This window comes from Thermostichus sp. OS-CIW-26, from assembly GCF_054058395.1.
In genome coordinates this window covers 20,266-34,747 of sequence record NZ_JBSSAG010000012.1, presented here as the reverse complement: position 1 = coordinate 34,747, position 14,482 = coordinate 20,266, and the positions used below count along the sequence as shown (strand labels likewise).

At 57.4% G+C, this 14,482-nt stretch carries 12 protein-coding genes and 1 tRNA gene; 7 read left to right on the top strand and 6 right to left on the bottom strand.

Translation table 11 applies throughout. From position 1 onward, the window contains the following. Nucleotides 1-100: 100 nt before the first annotated feature. From sufD to sufB, 4 genes are all read right to left on the bottom strand, one after another. On the bottom strand, nt 101-1,393 hold the full coding sequence (gene sufD / locus ACVW0C_RS06980; protein ID WP_414424718.1) for a Fe-S cluster assembly protein SufD: 1,293 nt from the start codon (nt 1,391-1,393) through the stop codon (nt 101-103). Next, nucleotides 1,390-2,205, bottom strand: coding sequence for a Fe-S cluster assembly ATPase SufC (sufC, locus tag ACVW0C_RS06975; protein ID WP_414424717.1), 816 nt, complete (start codon nt 2,203-2,205; stop codon nt 1,390-1,392). The genes sufD and sufC overlap by 4 nt, the downstream gene beginning before the upstream one ends. A 97-nt stretch (nt 2,206-2,302) precedes the next feature. Then, on the bottom strand, nt 2,303-2,701 hold the full coding sequence (gene mscL, locus ACVW0C_RS06970) for a large-conductance mechanosensitive channel protein MscL (RefSeq protein WP_011431004.1): 399 nt from the start codon (nt 2,699-2,701) through the stop codon (nt 2,303-2,305). Between the two features lie 244 nt (nt 2,702-2,945). Then, a complete protein-coding gene (gene sufB, locus ACVW0C_RS06965; RefSeq protein WP_414332217.1) occupies nt 2,946-4,382 on the bottom strand; it encodes a Fe-S cluster assembly protein SufB in 1,437 nt (478 codons plus the stop codon). Nucleotides 4,383-4,561: 179 nt separating this feature from the next. Here sufB and sufR point away from each other — a divergent pair, with 179 nt between their 5' ends. The 6 genes from sufR to ACVW0C_RS06935 all read left to right on the top strand — a co-directional run bounded on the left by sufR (nt 4,562) and on the right by ACVW0C_RS06935 (nt 11,836). Further along, entirely contained in the window at nt 4,562-5,278 is a 717-nt protein-coding gene (gene sufR / locus ACVW0C_RS06960) for an iron-sulfur cluster biosynthesis transcriptional regulator SufR (protein ID WP_457384734.1), read from the top strand. A 289-nt stretch (nt 5,279-5,567) separates the two neighbouring features. Next, the gene (locus tag ACVW0C_RS06955) at nt 5,568-6,638 is read left to right on the top strand and encodes a 3-deoxy-7-phosphoheptulonate synthase (protein WP_414332215.1); all 1,071 of its coding nucleotides are present in this window, start codon (nt 5,568-5,570) and stop codon (nt 6,636-6,638) included. 145 nt (nt 6,639-6,783) lie between these two features. Beyond that, the gene (gene folB / locus ACVW0C_RS06950) at nt 6,784-7,230 is read left to right on the top strand and encodes a dihydroneopterin aldolase (RefSeq protein WP_457384733.1); all 447 of its coding nucleotides are present in this window, start codon (nt 6,784-6,786) and stop codon (nt 7,228-7,230) included. Nucleotides 7,231-7,260: 30 nt separating this feature from the next. After that, nucleotides 7,261-7,842, top strand: a complete 582-nt coding sequence (miaE, locus tag ACVW0C_RS06945; RefSeq protein WP_011433025.1) for a tRNA-(ms[2]io[6]A)-hydroxylase — start codon at nt 7,261-7,263, stop codon at nt 7,840-7,842. Between the two features lie 34 nt (nt 7,843-7,876). After that, complete coding sequence (locus ACVW0C_RS06940; RefSeq protein WP_011433026.1) at nt 7,877-9,226, top strand: sensor histidine kinase; 1,350 nt, start codon at nt 7,877-7,879, stop codon at nt 9,224-9,226. 309 nt (nt 9,227-9,535) lie between these two features. Then, nucleotides 9,536-11,836 (top strand): DUF1796 family putative cysteine peptidase, encoded by a 2,301-nt coding sequence (locus ACVW0C_RS06935; RefSeq protein ID WP_457384732.1) that lies wholly within the window; start codon nt 9,536-9,538, stop codon nt 11,834-11,836. Nucleotides 11,837-11,957: 121 nt separating this feature from the next. On the opposite strand, the gene ACVW0C_RS06930 is transcribed toward ACVW0C_RS06935, so the two are convergent. Together ACVW0C_RS06930 and lnt are read right to left on the bottom strand one after the other, a co-directional pair. Beyond that, nucleotides 11,958-12,030 (bottom strand) — tRNA-Thr (locus tag ACVW0C_RS06930). A gap of 66 nt (nt 12,031-12,096) precedes the next feature. Next, a complete protein-coding gene (gene lnt / locus ACVW0C_RS06925; RefSeq protein WP_457384731.1) occupies nt 12,097-13,707 on the bottom strand; it encodes an apolipoprotein N-acyltransferase in 1,611 nt (536 codons plus the stop codon). 231 nt (nt 13,708-13,938) lie between these two features. Between lnt and ACVW0C_RS06920 the strand changes: the two genes are divergently transcribed. Further along, on the top strand, nt 13,939-14,475 hold the full coding sequence (locus ACVW0C_RS06920) for an HNH endonuclease (protein WP_011433030.1): 537 nt from the start codon (nt 13,939-13,941) through the stop codon (nt 14,473-14,475). Nucleotides 14,476-14,482: the final 7 nt, after the last annotated feature.

Sequence of the window (14,482 nt, the reverse complement as noted above, 5' to 3'; positions counted from 1 at the left end):
CGGGTAGTTTACTGCTGCCTATCCATCACGCCCAAGTCTGGTCACTCTTGAGGGTAATGGGGGAGCAACAACTTATTATTGTTATTGGAATTGATTGGATTCACGGGATCCCAGCCAACTGGCGGGCCACCAGGGCGGGAAGTTGAGCCAACGGGATCCCTTCCAGAACTTCTGCCGCAAAAGCGCAGGTGAGGAGTTGCCTGGCCTCAGCTTGGGGAATACCCCGGCTTTGCAGATAGAAGATCTCTTCTGCCTCCAGTTGGCTGACGGTGGCCCCATGGGCACACTTGACGTTGTCGGCAAAGATCTCCAGTTGTGGCTGGGTGTTGACCCGCGCTTTGGGGCCTAGGAGCAGGTTGCGGTTGGTCTGGGCGGCGTCCGTCAGTTGGGCCTCTCGGCTCACCAGAATCCGTCCGCTGAAGACCGCATGGGCCGTCTCGTCCACAATGCACTTGTGCAATTGGCGGCTGCTGCCGTGGGGGGCCTGATGCACCAGGCGGGAGTGGGTGTCGCTGTGCTGGGATCCCTTCAGCAGCGTTAGCCCCTGCAGTTGGGTGTGGGCCTGGGCTCCGGCTTGGGTGATCTCCAGGTTGTGGCGAGAAAACTGGGATCCCCACTGAATGGCCTGGAGGCGGTAGTGGCTGTTGCGGCTTTGGCGCACGGCGGTCTTGTTGATGTGGAAGGCTGGGGATCCCTGCCTTTGCAAAATCACATGGTGCAAACGAGATCCCTCTGCCAGGGCGATCTCCGTAACCGCGTTGCCAAAGGGGATCCCGGATCCCAGGGATACATGATCTTCGATCAGCGTGAGGGAGCTGTGGGCTTGCAAAGACAGCAGGCAGCGGGGCTGGGCCAAAACGGCCTCTCCCTCAGGAGCCACCGTTATGAACAGCAGGTGCAGCGGTGACGGAACTTCCTGGCCGGGCTGTAGGCCAATCTGGATCCCATCTCCCAGATGAGCGGTGTTGAGGGCCGTAAACACATCCGTCTTGGCCAGGGTTTGCAGCAACTCCCCTGGGGCTTGGGCTAAAGGGATCACCTGCAAAGCGGTGGGCAGGCCGCTCAAATCAGAAAGCTGGGGGGCAAAGTAGCCGTTGACGAACACGGCGCGGCTATAGCTGGCTTCCGGCCAAAGCCAAGGTTCTAGGGTTGCTGCATCCAGAGCCGGATCCGCCGCGGCAGCCAGGCGAAACTTGTGGGCCAGCAGTGGCGAGAGATCGCTGTATTTCCAATCCTCTTCCCGTGGGGTCGGGATCCCCAGTTCGGCCAGTTGGGCGCGGGCCTGCTGCCTAAGGGTGGTGTAGGGATCCTGCCTTTCCGGGATTTGGCCGAGGATGTGCTCCAGGAATAGGCGGCTCTCTGGGGCAAAAGGTTTGGGCAAGGTGGCGCTCATCCCTCTTTCTCCTGCCGAGATGTCGCAGCTGCCGGTTCTTGACCCGACTGAGTTTTGATCCAGTCGTAGCCCCGTTCTTCCAGCTCCAGCGCCAAGGTCTTGTCCCCACTGATGACGATACGACCCCCCTCCATCACGTGCACGTAGTCGGGGGTAACATAGTCCAGCAAGCGTTGGTAGTGGGTGATCAAGAGCATGGCATTCTCAGAGCCGGCCAGTCGGTTGATGCCCTGGGCGACAATGCGCAGCGCGTCGATATCCAGGCCGGAATCCGTCTCGTCCAAAATGGCCAGCGTGGGCTCCAACACCGCCATTTGCAGGATCTCGTTGCGCTTTTTCTCACCGCCGGAAAAGCCCTCGTTCACAGAGCGCTCCAAAAAAACGGGATCCATTTTGACAATATCCAACTTTTCCCGTACCAGGTCGTCAAAATCCAGAGCATCCAGTTCCGGCTGATCCCGATATTTCTGGCGAGCGTTGTAGGCGGCGCGCAGGAAATCCAAGTTGCTCACCCCTGGGATTTCGATGGGGTATTGAAATGCCAAAAAGATCCCTGCCCAAGCCCTCTCTTCTGGCTCCATCTCCAAGAGATTTTTTCCCAGGTAGAGGATCTCGCCCCCCGTCACCCTGTAGTCAGGGTGGCCGGCTAAGATCTTGGAAAAAGTGCTTTTTCCAGAGCCATTGGGGCCCATGATGGCGTGGATCTCTCCGGCGCGAATTTCCAGGCTCAACCCCTTGAGAATGGGGGTGCCGTCGATCTCGGCGCTGAGATCTCGAACGGATAAGATGACAGGGCTGTTTTCACGGATCATGGCTAGACTCTAGGGTTGACACCGAAGGGCAGGAGCTGAAAAGTTAAGGGATCCCTAAACCAGGTTTGGATTTTGGGCCTAAGGATCCCCTATAGCTCTATTGGGAGTGGCGATTGAGGATATCCCGGATCTCTGTCAGCAAAACCACTTCTGGTGGGGGCAATGTGGGAGGAGATTCTTCCTCCTTTCGCTGTAGGGTGTTGATCGCCTTCACCAGTAAGAAGATGGCAAAAGCGATAATCACAAAATCAAACACAGCTTGCAGAAAGCTACCGTAGTTAATCGTAACTGGGTCTTCAGGACTTCCACCGATTTTCCAGACCAAGTTCTGGAAGCTCACTCCACCAATCATCAAGCCTAAAACTGGAGTAAACAGATCTGCTACAAAAGAAGTCACAATCTTCCCAAAAGCACCTCCAATAACAACGCCAACAGCCAAATCTAAGGCATTGCCCCGGCTGATGAACTTTTTGAACTCCTCCAGAAATGCCCTCATGGGGAACTTCTCCTGCCTAGCCTTACGGTTCAAAACTCCTTGATTATCCCCTCTCCCCCCCTGCATCCATGCGCTGTTTGCAACGTCGCCAAGCCCTTGGGCCGCCTCTGGCTTCAGGGGATCACAGCCCTCTGCCTCGGGAGTTACCTAACCCCTTACCCTTCTCCTGAAAATGGCAGCGCCTGCTCCCACAGCGTGTCAGCGGCCTCGCCCACTTGCTCAGCTTCGCATTGGGAGCAATCCCCTAGCCGACGGATCCCTCTAACTTCAGGCTCAGCAACCGATCGGCTTCTACGGCAAACTCCATCGGCAATTGGTTGAACACCTCTCGGCAGAAGCCGCTGATGATCATGGACACAGCATCTTCCGCAGAGATGCCGCGGGACTGGAAGTAGAACAATTGCTCCTCTCCAATCTTGGAGGTGGAAGCTTCGTGCTCCACTTTGGCGGTGTTGTTTTGCACCTCAATATAGGGGAAGGTGTTGGCGCTGCACTGATCCCCGATCAACATGGAATCGCACTGGGAAAAGTTGCGGGCACCTTCCGCTTTCGGCCCGATTTTGACCAGGCCGCGGTAGCTGTTTTTGGAGTGCCCAGCCGAGATCCCTTTGGAGATAATTTTGCTGCGGGTGTTGCGGCCCACGTGAATCATCTTGGTGCCGGTATCGGCCTGCTGGTAGTGGTTGGTGAGGGCAACCGAGTAAAACTCGCCCACCGAGTTTTCCCCCACCAGCACACAGCTGGGGTACTTCCAGGTGATGGCGGAGCCGGTCTCCACTTGCGTCCAGGAGATCTTGGAGTTTGCCCCCTGACACAGGCCGCGCTTGGTTACAAAGTTGTAAATGCCCCCTTTGCCGTTTTCATCGCCGGCATACCAGTTCTGCACCGTGGAGTATTTAATTTCGGCATTGTCTAGGGCAATTAACTCCACCACCGCCGCATGCAGTTGGTTGGTGTCGAACATGGGGGCAGTACACCCTTCCAAGTAGCTGACGTAGGATCCCTCGTCGGCAATGATCAGGGTGCGCTCAAACTGGCCCGATTCGCCGTTGTTGATGCGGAAATAGGTGGAAAGCTCCATGGGACAGCGCACCCCTTTGGGCACATAGACAAAGGATCCATCACTGAACACTGCCGAGTTCAGCGCCGCGTAGTAGTTATCAGCAATGGGAACCACACTGCCCAAGTACTTGCGCACCAGCTCCGGATACTCCCGCAGTGCCTCCGACATGGAGCAGAAGATCACGCCTTCCTTGGCCAGCTTTTCCCGGAAGGTGGTGGCTACCGAAACGCTGTCGAAGATGGCATCCACCGCCACATTGGCCAGCCGCTTCTGTTCAGACAAGGGGATCCCCAATTTCTCGAAGGTCTCCAACAGCACCGGATCCACTTCGTCCAGGCTCTTTTTCTTGGGCTGCACCTTGGGGGCCGAGTAGTAGACAATGTTTTGGTAGTCAATGGGCGGGTAGCTGACGTTGGGCCAGGTGGGCTCGCTCATCTTCAGCCACTGGCGGTAGGCCCGCAGCCGGAACTCTAGCATAAAGTCCGGCTCCCCTTTCTTGGCCCAGATCTGCCGAATCACCTCTTCGTTCAAGCCTTTGCCAATCGACTCAGAGGGGATGTCGGTTACAAAGCCGTACTTGTAGGGCTGGTTGACCAGGGCGCGGACGCTCGTAGACATGGATGGCTCTCGGGTAGTGACAGGGTAGAAACGCGACTAAGACAGATGGCCAAATAAAACAACAGAGTTGTTGTTTAACTGATCCTCAGGTTACTTTAGCAATGATCCCGTTGTCAAAATAGCAGAGAGCTGTGCTGGCAGCGGCAGCCGATTAACCCAGTCTAACCAGGAGGGCGAGGGTGGACAGCACGCGCAAGATCACCGGGCAGGTCGCTCAACCCGCTTCGAGTAAGCAGGCCATCTTGGTCTACCTGCGCAAGGCGGGGCAGGCCAACGCCCAAACGCTGGCAGAGCACCTGCGCATTTCTCCCCAGGCCATCCGCCGCCACCTCAAGGATCTGGAGGCAGAGGGGTTGATCCAACATGTCGCTCAACCCAATGGTCTAGGGCGACCCCAGCATCTCTATCAGCTCAGCCCCTTGGGAGAAGAGCAGTTCCCCGCCAGCTACGACGAGTTTGCCCTTGGTCTGCTCAACACCCTGGCCGAAACTCTGGGATCCGAACAGATGGGATCCCTTCTCCACCACCAGTGGCAGCGCAAAGCCCGGGAGTATCAGGCCCAGCTGGGATCCGGATCCCTGCGGGAGCGGCTGGAGCGTTTGGTGCAGTTGCGCCAGGCAGAGGGTTACATGGCGGAGTACTACCCCTATCCTGCCGACCTGACTGTGCCGATGGCAGCAGAGGGATCCGAGCCTTACGTCGAGCAGTATGTGTTGGTCGAGCACAATTGCGCCATTGCCCAGATTGCCCACACCTTTCCCAGCGTCTGCGGCCACGAGCTGGAGATGTTTGCTGCCGCCTTGCCCGATTGCCGAGTAGAGCGCATCACCTGGCAGGTGCAGGGAGAACACCCCTGCGGCTACTGGATTGCCAAGCCGGCGGCTCGGTCGGCTTAAGACTTCCCGCTGGTCTCTCCGCCAGGAAACCGGATCCCTGAGGTGTCAAACGAGGTTTTTTCGGGTATAGTTATCTCGTACAGGTTTTAAGTTTGCTCTCCGCATGGTCTGGCGCGCTTCCTTTTTTGGCTACTTTACCTTTCCCTGGCAACGACCAGGGCGGAAGGGTGGCGCGTAAACTAAAGACCTAGGTTTACCCGAGTCAGTCCTGAAGCCCTGAGCCCAGCGCCAGGGCTTTTTTGATGGCTCGACGACCCCATCTACCCACTTGCACACTAAGGACAGTTCCATGCCCCCCCAAACCGACAATTGCAACATCCAAGAGGTGACTCCCTTGATTGCCCCTGCTGCTGTCAAGGCCAAGCTGCCCCTTACGGAAACGGCAGCGCAAGTGGTGCTCTCCACTCGGCAAGCCATCCGCGACATCATCCACGGACGGGATCTCCATCGCTTGGTGGTGATCGTCGGCCCCTGTTCCATCCACGATCCCGCAGCGGCTCTGGAGTATGCCCATCGCCTCAAGCGGGTGGCCGACCAAACTCGGGAGCACCTGGTGATCGTTATGCGCACGTATTTTGAGAAACCCCGCACCACGGTGGGCTGGAAGGGCCTGATCAACGATCCCCACCTGGATGGTTCGTGCGACATTGCCACCGGCTTGCAACTGGCCCGTTCCATTCTCCTGCAGATCAACGAGCTGGGCCTGGCCTGTGCTACCGAGATGCTGGATCCGGTGACCCCTCAGTACACGGCAGATCTGGTGAGCTGGGCGGCCATTGGCGCCAGAACCATCGAAAGCCAAACTCACCGGGAAATGGCCAGCGGTCTCTCCATGCCTGTGGGCTTCAAAAACGGCACCGACGGGCGGCTGGAAATTGCGCTCAATGCCATTCTCTCCGCCAGCCATCCCCACAGTTTCCTGGGCATCGGCCAAGATGGCATGACGGCTCTGGTGAAAACCACCGGCAACCCGGATCGACACATTGTGTTGCGGGGGGGAGGGGGCAAGACCAACTACGGCCCGGAAGATGTGGCGCGGGCGGCACTGCTGATGAAGGATCAAGGGATCCCTCGCTCGGTGATGGTGGACTGCTCCCATGACAACTCCCACAAAAATTACCGCAACCAGGGATCCGTCTGTCGAGCGGTGCTACAGCAGTACCAGGCGGGGCAGCGGGCTCTGATGGGGCTGATGCTGGAGAGCAACCTCTACCCGGGCAAGCAAACCTGGCAGGAAGGGGCGCCGCTCCAGTACGGGGTTTCCATCACCGATGGCTGCATCGGCTGGGAAGAGACGGAAGATCTGTTGTGGGAGATGGCAGCGACCGTAGAGGGGAGAGCGTTGGCCCTCAGCCATTGAGGGATGGGGATCCCGGAGCCAATTCCTTAGGGAATCAAAAAGGAAATGGGAACAGGGGGCAACCGGCTCCCAAGGTCGAGCCAAGGTTTCGTTGTTTCGTCAGGCCCTGTGGGATGGGGTCTCCAGGTCGAGCTTGGAGGATGTGATGGAGCTACAGATCCCCACCAGTGTCAGCAGCAACAGTCAGCAGCCCTATCCAGATCCCGATCGGATCCCTCGGCGACCCCCCGAGCAGTTGCGAGATCGGCTGATCGTCTCCGGCCTGCGCTACTACGGTTATACCGGCCTTGATGAGGCGGAACGGGCTTTGGGGCAATGGTTTGAGGTGGATTTCGAGTTGTGGGCGGATCTGCGCCCGGCTGCTCTCAGCGGCCAACTGTGTGATAGCCTCGACTACCGTTCTGCAGTGGCCGGGATTGCGGAACTGGTGAAAAGCAATCAGTTTGTGCTGATCGAGAGCTTGGCGGAGGCGATTGCCGAAATGGTGCTGCGGGAGACAGGGGCCAGCAAAGCTAAGATCCGATTGACCAAGTGTCATCCCCCGATCCCGGAGCTGACGGGGCGGGTTACTGTGGAGATTGTTCGTCCCTAGAACTTCTCTTAACCCTTTCCTACCGACCCTGTGCTTGCTCTAGAACTTGCTTCTCGTACCTCTGAGGACTGGATCGAACAGGCTACCCGGCACATCGATCTGGTCTTGCTAGACCACGCCAATTGTGAGAAAAAAGCAGCGGGCAACGCCCTCAGCTTGCTGTTTCGCTACCCGGCTAATGGGCGTTTGGTGGAAACCCTCTCGCCGCTGGCGCGGGAGGAGCTGCAGCATTTTGAGCGGGTGCATCGCCACCTGCAACGGCTGGGGATCCCCATCAAGCCCTTGTCGGCTGCGCCCTATGCGGGTCGCCTAAACCAACACCTGCGCCGCTCTGAGCCAGAGCATCTGCTCGACACCTTGCTGGTGGCAGCCATTATCGAGGCCCGCAGCCACGAACGCTTGGGCCTGTTGGGGATCCACGCGCCCGACCCAGAGCTGCGGCAGTTTTATCTCTGGCTGGCGGCTGCGGAGGAGCGCCATTGGCAGCTTTACTTGGATTTGGCGTTGGAGCAGTTTCCCGCCGATCAGGTGCAGGATCGGCTCGATACTCTACTCCAGGTGGAGGCCGAGATCTTGTCTTCCCTTCACCCCGAACCCCGTGTTCACAGCTAGCCCCACTCCGTTCTCCCCCCGCGGTGCAGCTCCCATGTTCCAAGCGACGCGACAGTGGTTGGCCTTCTGGTATACAACGGTTACGGCAGTGTTGCTGCTGTTGTTTGCCGGCAGCTTCTATTGGTACGTGCAGTCAACCCTGATCGAGCGGGTGGACGATACCCTTGGCCATGTGGTGGAGATTGTCGAGCGGTCTTTGGTGGTGGATGAGAGCCTCTTGGATCCGCAGCAGGCCCGCCGCAGCTTAGAGGCCAGCTTTCGGGATGATCCCAGCACCCTAGAGGACGATCACATCGACTTGGAGTGGTTCGGCCCTCAAGGAACGCTCATCTGGTCCACGGTACCCGGCGGGATCCCTGCCCCCCTATTGACCGAGGGATCCCTGCACACTGCCCGCATCGCTCCTGGGTATTGGCTGCGTCAGTTCACCGAGCCGATCGTGGCCCATGGGAAGCTGCTGGGCTATCTGCGGGTCAGCCATCCTTGGTTTGAGGTGAGCAAGCCAACGCGACAGTTGATCCGGGATCTTTCCCTGTGGGTGGTGGCCGGCTTGACGAGTGTGGGAGCCATTGGCTGGATGCTCTCCGGTTTGGCCATGCAACCCATCCGGCAGTCTTATCAGCAGCTCAAGCAATTTACCGCCGACGCCTCTCACGAGCTGCGCAGCCCCTTGGCCAGCATTCAAACCGCGGTACAGGTGGCTTTGGCGGATTCCCAATTGGATGCCGACACCCGGCAGCGCTGGCAGATGGTGGAGCGGCTGTGTTTGCGGCTGGGTCGCCTGGTGGATGACCTGCTGTTTCTGGCCCGCCACGACAGCGGTATGGTGCCTTTCCAACCCCGTTGCTGTGCGCTGGATGCTCTGCTGCTGCAGGTGGTGGAGGAGCTGCAGGGCTTGGCCAACCAAAAGCAGATCCGCTTGAAGCTGGAGATTGCTGCCCCTGAGAGCGGGAAGGAACCTTCTCCCGCCCAAGTGGATCCCTTCGGTTTTTGGGGAGATGAAGATCAATTGGCCCGCCTGTTCACCAACCTGATTGAAAACGCCCTTCTCCACACTCCCCCGCAAGGAGAGGTGCAGGTGAGGCTGGAACAACGGCTGCGCTCCGGATCCCCAGAGCTGGTGGTACGGGTACAAGATACCGGGCCAGGGATCCCGCCTCAGGCTCTGCCCCATGTGTTCGATCGCTTTTATCGAGCAGATCCGGCTCGCAGCGGGGATCCCGGTCGCCTCTCGGGGTCAGGTTTGGGGCTGGCGATCGTCAAAAGCATTGCCCAGCAGCATCAAGGTCAGGTGCAGGTGGAGAGTAAGCTGGGCCAGGGATCCAGCTTTGAAGTTATTTTGCCCCAGCGGCAGTTGGAAATCTGTACCCCAGAGAGAGTCTAAAAGTGCTCTGGAAAACAGACAGCCCTCGGTCAATATGCTAGCTTTAAGCCAAGATTGACTGAGTCTTTATTCAGAACTGTATTAAGAACCGTATTGGCCCAGTTGAACTGGATTTTTGGGTACTAGAGATCTTTCCTTTCCAGATTTAAGAACTTCTCTTTTTCCCGGATAAAACAGCAGAGATGGGATCAGCTCCCAGGCTCTTGCCCTTCTCAGCCGGCTGCTGAGCTGTTGATTGGGTGATGAGTGAGTGCAGTCCGCCCGCACAGCCCCACAATTTCCCATTGAATCCTGTGCCAGGAAAACGTTATGTATCGCTTCCAGGTTCGTGCCATCACCCAGCCGGGCGAGAGAATTGCCTTGGTGGGATCCAGCGCAAAATTGGGCTCCTGGGATCCCTGCCATTGCATTTGGCTGCAGACGGATCCCGCTCATTATCCGCTGTGGTGGGTAGAGTTGCCGTTGAGCCCAGCAGACGGCACGCCCGGCCCGTTGTTGCCCTATAGCGGGTGTTCAAAAGAAATCCCTCGAGTAGAGTACCGGTATCTGCGCGTGCAAGCCGGTGGCGAAGTGATTTGGGAATCCACCGCTGTCAATCGCTGGGTGCCACTTGAGCCAGAACCTTTACCGGCAGTTTTGATTGTCGAGGATGGGGAGTTTGGCCAGATCCCTGCCTATCCTTACGGCTATTTTGCCGATCCCATTCCTGAGGTCGAACCGGAAAATCCGCAAGGGCTAAAAGTCGTCATTTTGGGCAGCTCCGTTGCCCTGGGGTGCAGCGCCTGGCTGTTGCGAGGTTGGGCTTGGCTGTTGCAGAAAGCTCTACAAGAGCGCTATGGCCATCAAGTGCGAAATCTCTCCCAATTGGGGGCCAATGTCAGCCGAACTCTGTTGCGGTTTGAGCAGGCGGTGATCCCTGAACATCCCGATGTCGTTATTGTTGCTTTGTCTTTGGGAAATGAAGGCTTGGCATCGGCCTTGCCCCAGCATCGCCGCGCCCTGCAGAGACGGTTTGAAAACGGCCTGCAGCGGCTAATTCAGCGAATTCAAGACATTGGAGCCTTGCCAGTTCTGGGAGGGGTTTATCCCCATGCAAACTACGGCCCAGAACAGCATCTTCTTTTGCAAGAAACTCAGCAAAGAATGCTCAGCTGGGGATGCCCTGTGTTCAATTGGCTGCCTCATTTGGAAGATGGACAGGGCCGCTGGAAACCAGACCTTGCTTTTGACCCAGCTCACCCCAATTCCAAGGGTCATCAGGTCATGTTTGAGGCCATCGATCTCTCTCTTTTGGATCCCGGCCAAGTTAGTTCAGCTCGTAGAAAGCTTGCTCAACCCGTTGGAGAACGGGTCGTTTTTGCAGATGAGCATGGTTTTTGGGTGACTGCAGAAACAGGCAAAAACCAATTTCGCATCGTGAATATAACTCCCTACCCTTATACCATCACGCCCACTTGGCAACCTTTGCAAGCCGCTTTCCAAAAAGCAGGTCTACAGCCGGGTCTGTATATTGGCAAAAGCGATGAAAGGCTAGGGGATGCTACCTTATATTCCCTTTCCGTACAAGAAGATGGTTCGGTGCAAACCACCCTCTCCATTCCTGCGGATGCCGATCTTGTCTTCTCCCCAGTAGCCCAGTTCTTTTCCTCGGAATCAGTAGAAACGATCTTCGAGGATGGATCGTTGATCCTTCTCAAGCTCAGTGGATCCTCAGAAGGCTCTTCTGATCCCATGCCTCGCCTGTGCGTGATCAACCAGAGCAGTCACGAGTACAACATCCACCCCATGTGGAAGGAAGTGCGGGCCGCTCTCAAAGCCATGCCAGCGGGTGTTTATGAAGATCCGAGCCACCGCGAAGCTCTCTTCCGAACCCTGATGATCGGGGAAGGTGGCCTCGAAAGTCGGGTAAAGGCTGCTCCTGGATCGGTCATGCTGCTGGAATACACCTGCAAATTATCGGATATTCATCGCTTTGCCATTGTACCGTTAGGGGATCGCTGCGCGGTGCGAATGCTGCTCTACAAGTTGGAATATGACGGGCCTGCCTTTCCTTTTGATTTGACACGCACCAGCAATTTGGCTGATGTGGCCGATATGATCCACAACGAGTTTCAGGGCATGTGGGATCCGCAATATTTGCACTACAGTCCTGAAGATCGGCGAATTTACCACAGCAAGTGGACGGGCCTCTCCTTTGGCCATGAGGTGGAAGAGGGGGAGGATCCACTTCAGAATATGCACCCCATCCATGAGCGAATGCGAACTCGCTACGCTGCTCGCGCCAAGCGTTTTATGTATGTTTTGGAAAAAGCCGATAAAGTCTTGTTTGTGCGCACAGGGGGTTGCCGGCGAGAGGCCGTTGTTGACTTAATGGATAAGCTGGCGGCTAAGCGCAGGGGCAAGCCTTTTCTGCTGCTGATTGTTTCTCCTCAGTCTTCTGATGAGTTTGCCGGGATCCCCAATGTTATCCATTATGAGATGGAGTTAAATCCCGACCGCATGTGTGCAGATCCTGAGCATTGGAAGTACTGCACAGGGGTAATGAGAGATATTCTCCATTCTTTGGGGGTCTCTACCCGAAATCTTTTCTGGTGCCCTCCACAACTGTAGCCGTTCCAAGGTTTCACTGCAATTCGAAAGAATGATCGCTGCTGCCCAAACGCTCCGCGCCGCTTCCGCGACCACCCCCAACTCTTCTCCCAAAGGGACTCTGAGGTGTTCAACTCCAGAAAGCTGATGATCGGACTCGAACCGACGACCTGCTCATTACGAGTGAGCTGCTCTACCAACTGAGCTACATCAGCAGGGCTTTGAAGTGAGGACTGGATAGGAGAATCCGCAGACCCACCGGTGGGCCTATCGATTCTAACTCATCCTTGCCTTGCTCGGGATCCCCAGCGCCATAGCCCCAAAGATAGCCCCAACGTCAGCCACGCCAGCCAATCCCCCGCGCGATTGTAGAAAGTTGTCTCAGAACGCCGCTTCACTTCTCCCGTAATCACCCCCCGCTGAAAGATGGGGCCAACCTGCTGGAGCCGACCTGAGGGATCCACCACCAGATTGCCGCCTGTGTTATTGACAAACACCACGCCCCGCCGATTTTCCACAGCCCGGAAAACCGAGAGCTGGCCATGCAACATCGGCCAGTGGCTATTACCAAACCAGCTATCATCCGAAATCACGATCAAAGACTCGGCGCCGCGACGGGTTAAAGTTCGGCTGGGCGCAGGCAAGACGCTCTCCAAGCAGATCATCACCCCCAAAGGCCCGAAAAGCTCCCCTCCGTCCAGAGGCCGATAGCCATCGGGTGAAGGCACGTAGCGCCCCGACTCGAAATAGGGAAAGATCCACTGCTTGCCAAACCCATCCAGCAAGTTGCCCCGGGCGTCAAACAACAGGGCCGTGTTAAAAAATCGCTGCTCTGGCTCCGGCAAATGGGCTGTGCGGGGATCCGGCTCTGTTGCCCCCGTAATCAAAGCGCCTTCCGGCGGCAGAATCGCTTGCATTGGCTCGATCACGTAGGGTTCCAGGCCAGTATTCAGCAGCCGTGCCCGCAGCGCCCCCTCCGGCCAAACCACCAACTGTGCCCCAGCAGCCACCCCCTGGGCAGAAAGCTGATGCAGCTCCCGGTAGCGCTCCAGGCGGTAGTTCCAACTGCGATCGGCTTCCAGCCAAGCCACCTGCTGCACCGCCGCCACCCGAAAGTCAGGATCCCTGTTTTCGACGGCCAAGGCATCGAAGTAGGCCAGGCGTGCGCTTCCATAGGCCAAGACCAGCCCCGTCAACCCCAGGCCGCAGGCGAGCGTACCCCAGAAATCCCTGTTCCTGAGCATCTCACCCAAAACGTTTCTCAGGGATCCCCCAGCCGCCTGCCACCGGCTAGAAATCTGCCTGGCCATCTGCCAAAGAACCCCATTGACGAACACGGCAAAAAAGGTAACCCCCCAGATCCCCGTAACATCGGCTACTTGGATCCCGAGGGGCCAGTCGAACAACAGGGATCCCCAGTGGAAAGGGATGGGCCACCAGAGCAAGCCCAACAGCCCATCCAAGCCTGTCCAGACCGTGGCCAAGCCCAGCGGACGTGCCCAAGCCGGCAGGGGGCGGCTCAGCTCCAAACTCAGGAGCGTAGCAGTGGTGAAAAAGAGGGGGATCAGGGGAGCCACCACCACGCCCCCCAGGATCTCCCAGGCGCTCAACACCTTAACCGAGAAGGGATCCACCCAGAAGGCATACAGGCAAACCCAAAACCAGAGGCCATAGGCCAAACGCCACCGCGCCCACCCTTGCCGTTGCTCGCACAGGCCAAACAGCAGGGCTAAGCCCAGCAGCGCTCCCGGAAACCAGTGCCACCAGCGGTTGGGGGATCCCAGACAAAGCAGCGCAATGGCCAAACCCATCAGCCAGCGGGATCCCTCGCCTGGATTTCTCTTTTGGGGCAGATCCTGCTGTTGAGTTGAAGATTTCAGTTCCAGCTTCATCACCTCAATAAAGTTCAGCCTATTCGGGAAACCCCACGTAATGCCCTAGGATTGAACACGCCCTTGCCAACAGATCTTCTCCAGAGTAGCGTTTTGCAGCAGCCGGGAATATCTCCTGGAGCACAGAACTCCTACTGCTTGAATCTAAAGCTGTGTTAACATTTTGCATAACTTCAGGGGGCTGGCGCCTTCCGGCTTGGGTTGGGGATCCCGTCAGCGGTGCGCGGCACTATGGGCAAGGTTTTGGTTTTGAATGCCTCCTACGAGCCGCTCAACATCACCAGTTGGCGCAGAGCGGTCGTTCTATTGCTTAAGGGCAAGGCCGAGCAAATCGAGCACAATGGCCGAGTGGTGTACGGCAACATTCCCTTGCCCACTGTCATTCGTCTGCGCCACTATGTCCACGTTCCCCACAAGGAGATCCCGCTTACGCGCCGCAACGTTCTCTACCGGGATGGGCATCGTTGTCAGTACTGCGGCTGCTTCGGCGAAGATCTCACCCTGGATCACGTGATCCCTCGGTCTCGTGGCGGCGGGGATACTTGGGAAAATGTGGTCAGTGCCTGTGTGCGTTGCAACGTGAAAAAAGGGAACCGCACCCCCCGCGAAGCCGGTATGCCCCTGCTGCGCCAACCCCGCCGTCCCCACAGCACTCTTTACTTTGAAATCTCCAAAGCCGTCGGCAGTGGTTCCCATCGAGAATGGTCTAAGTACACCATCGGCCTAGAAGGGGATCCCCAGGAGGAATTGTTGGACAGCCCAAGCTAGACGGGCC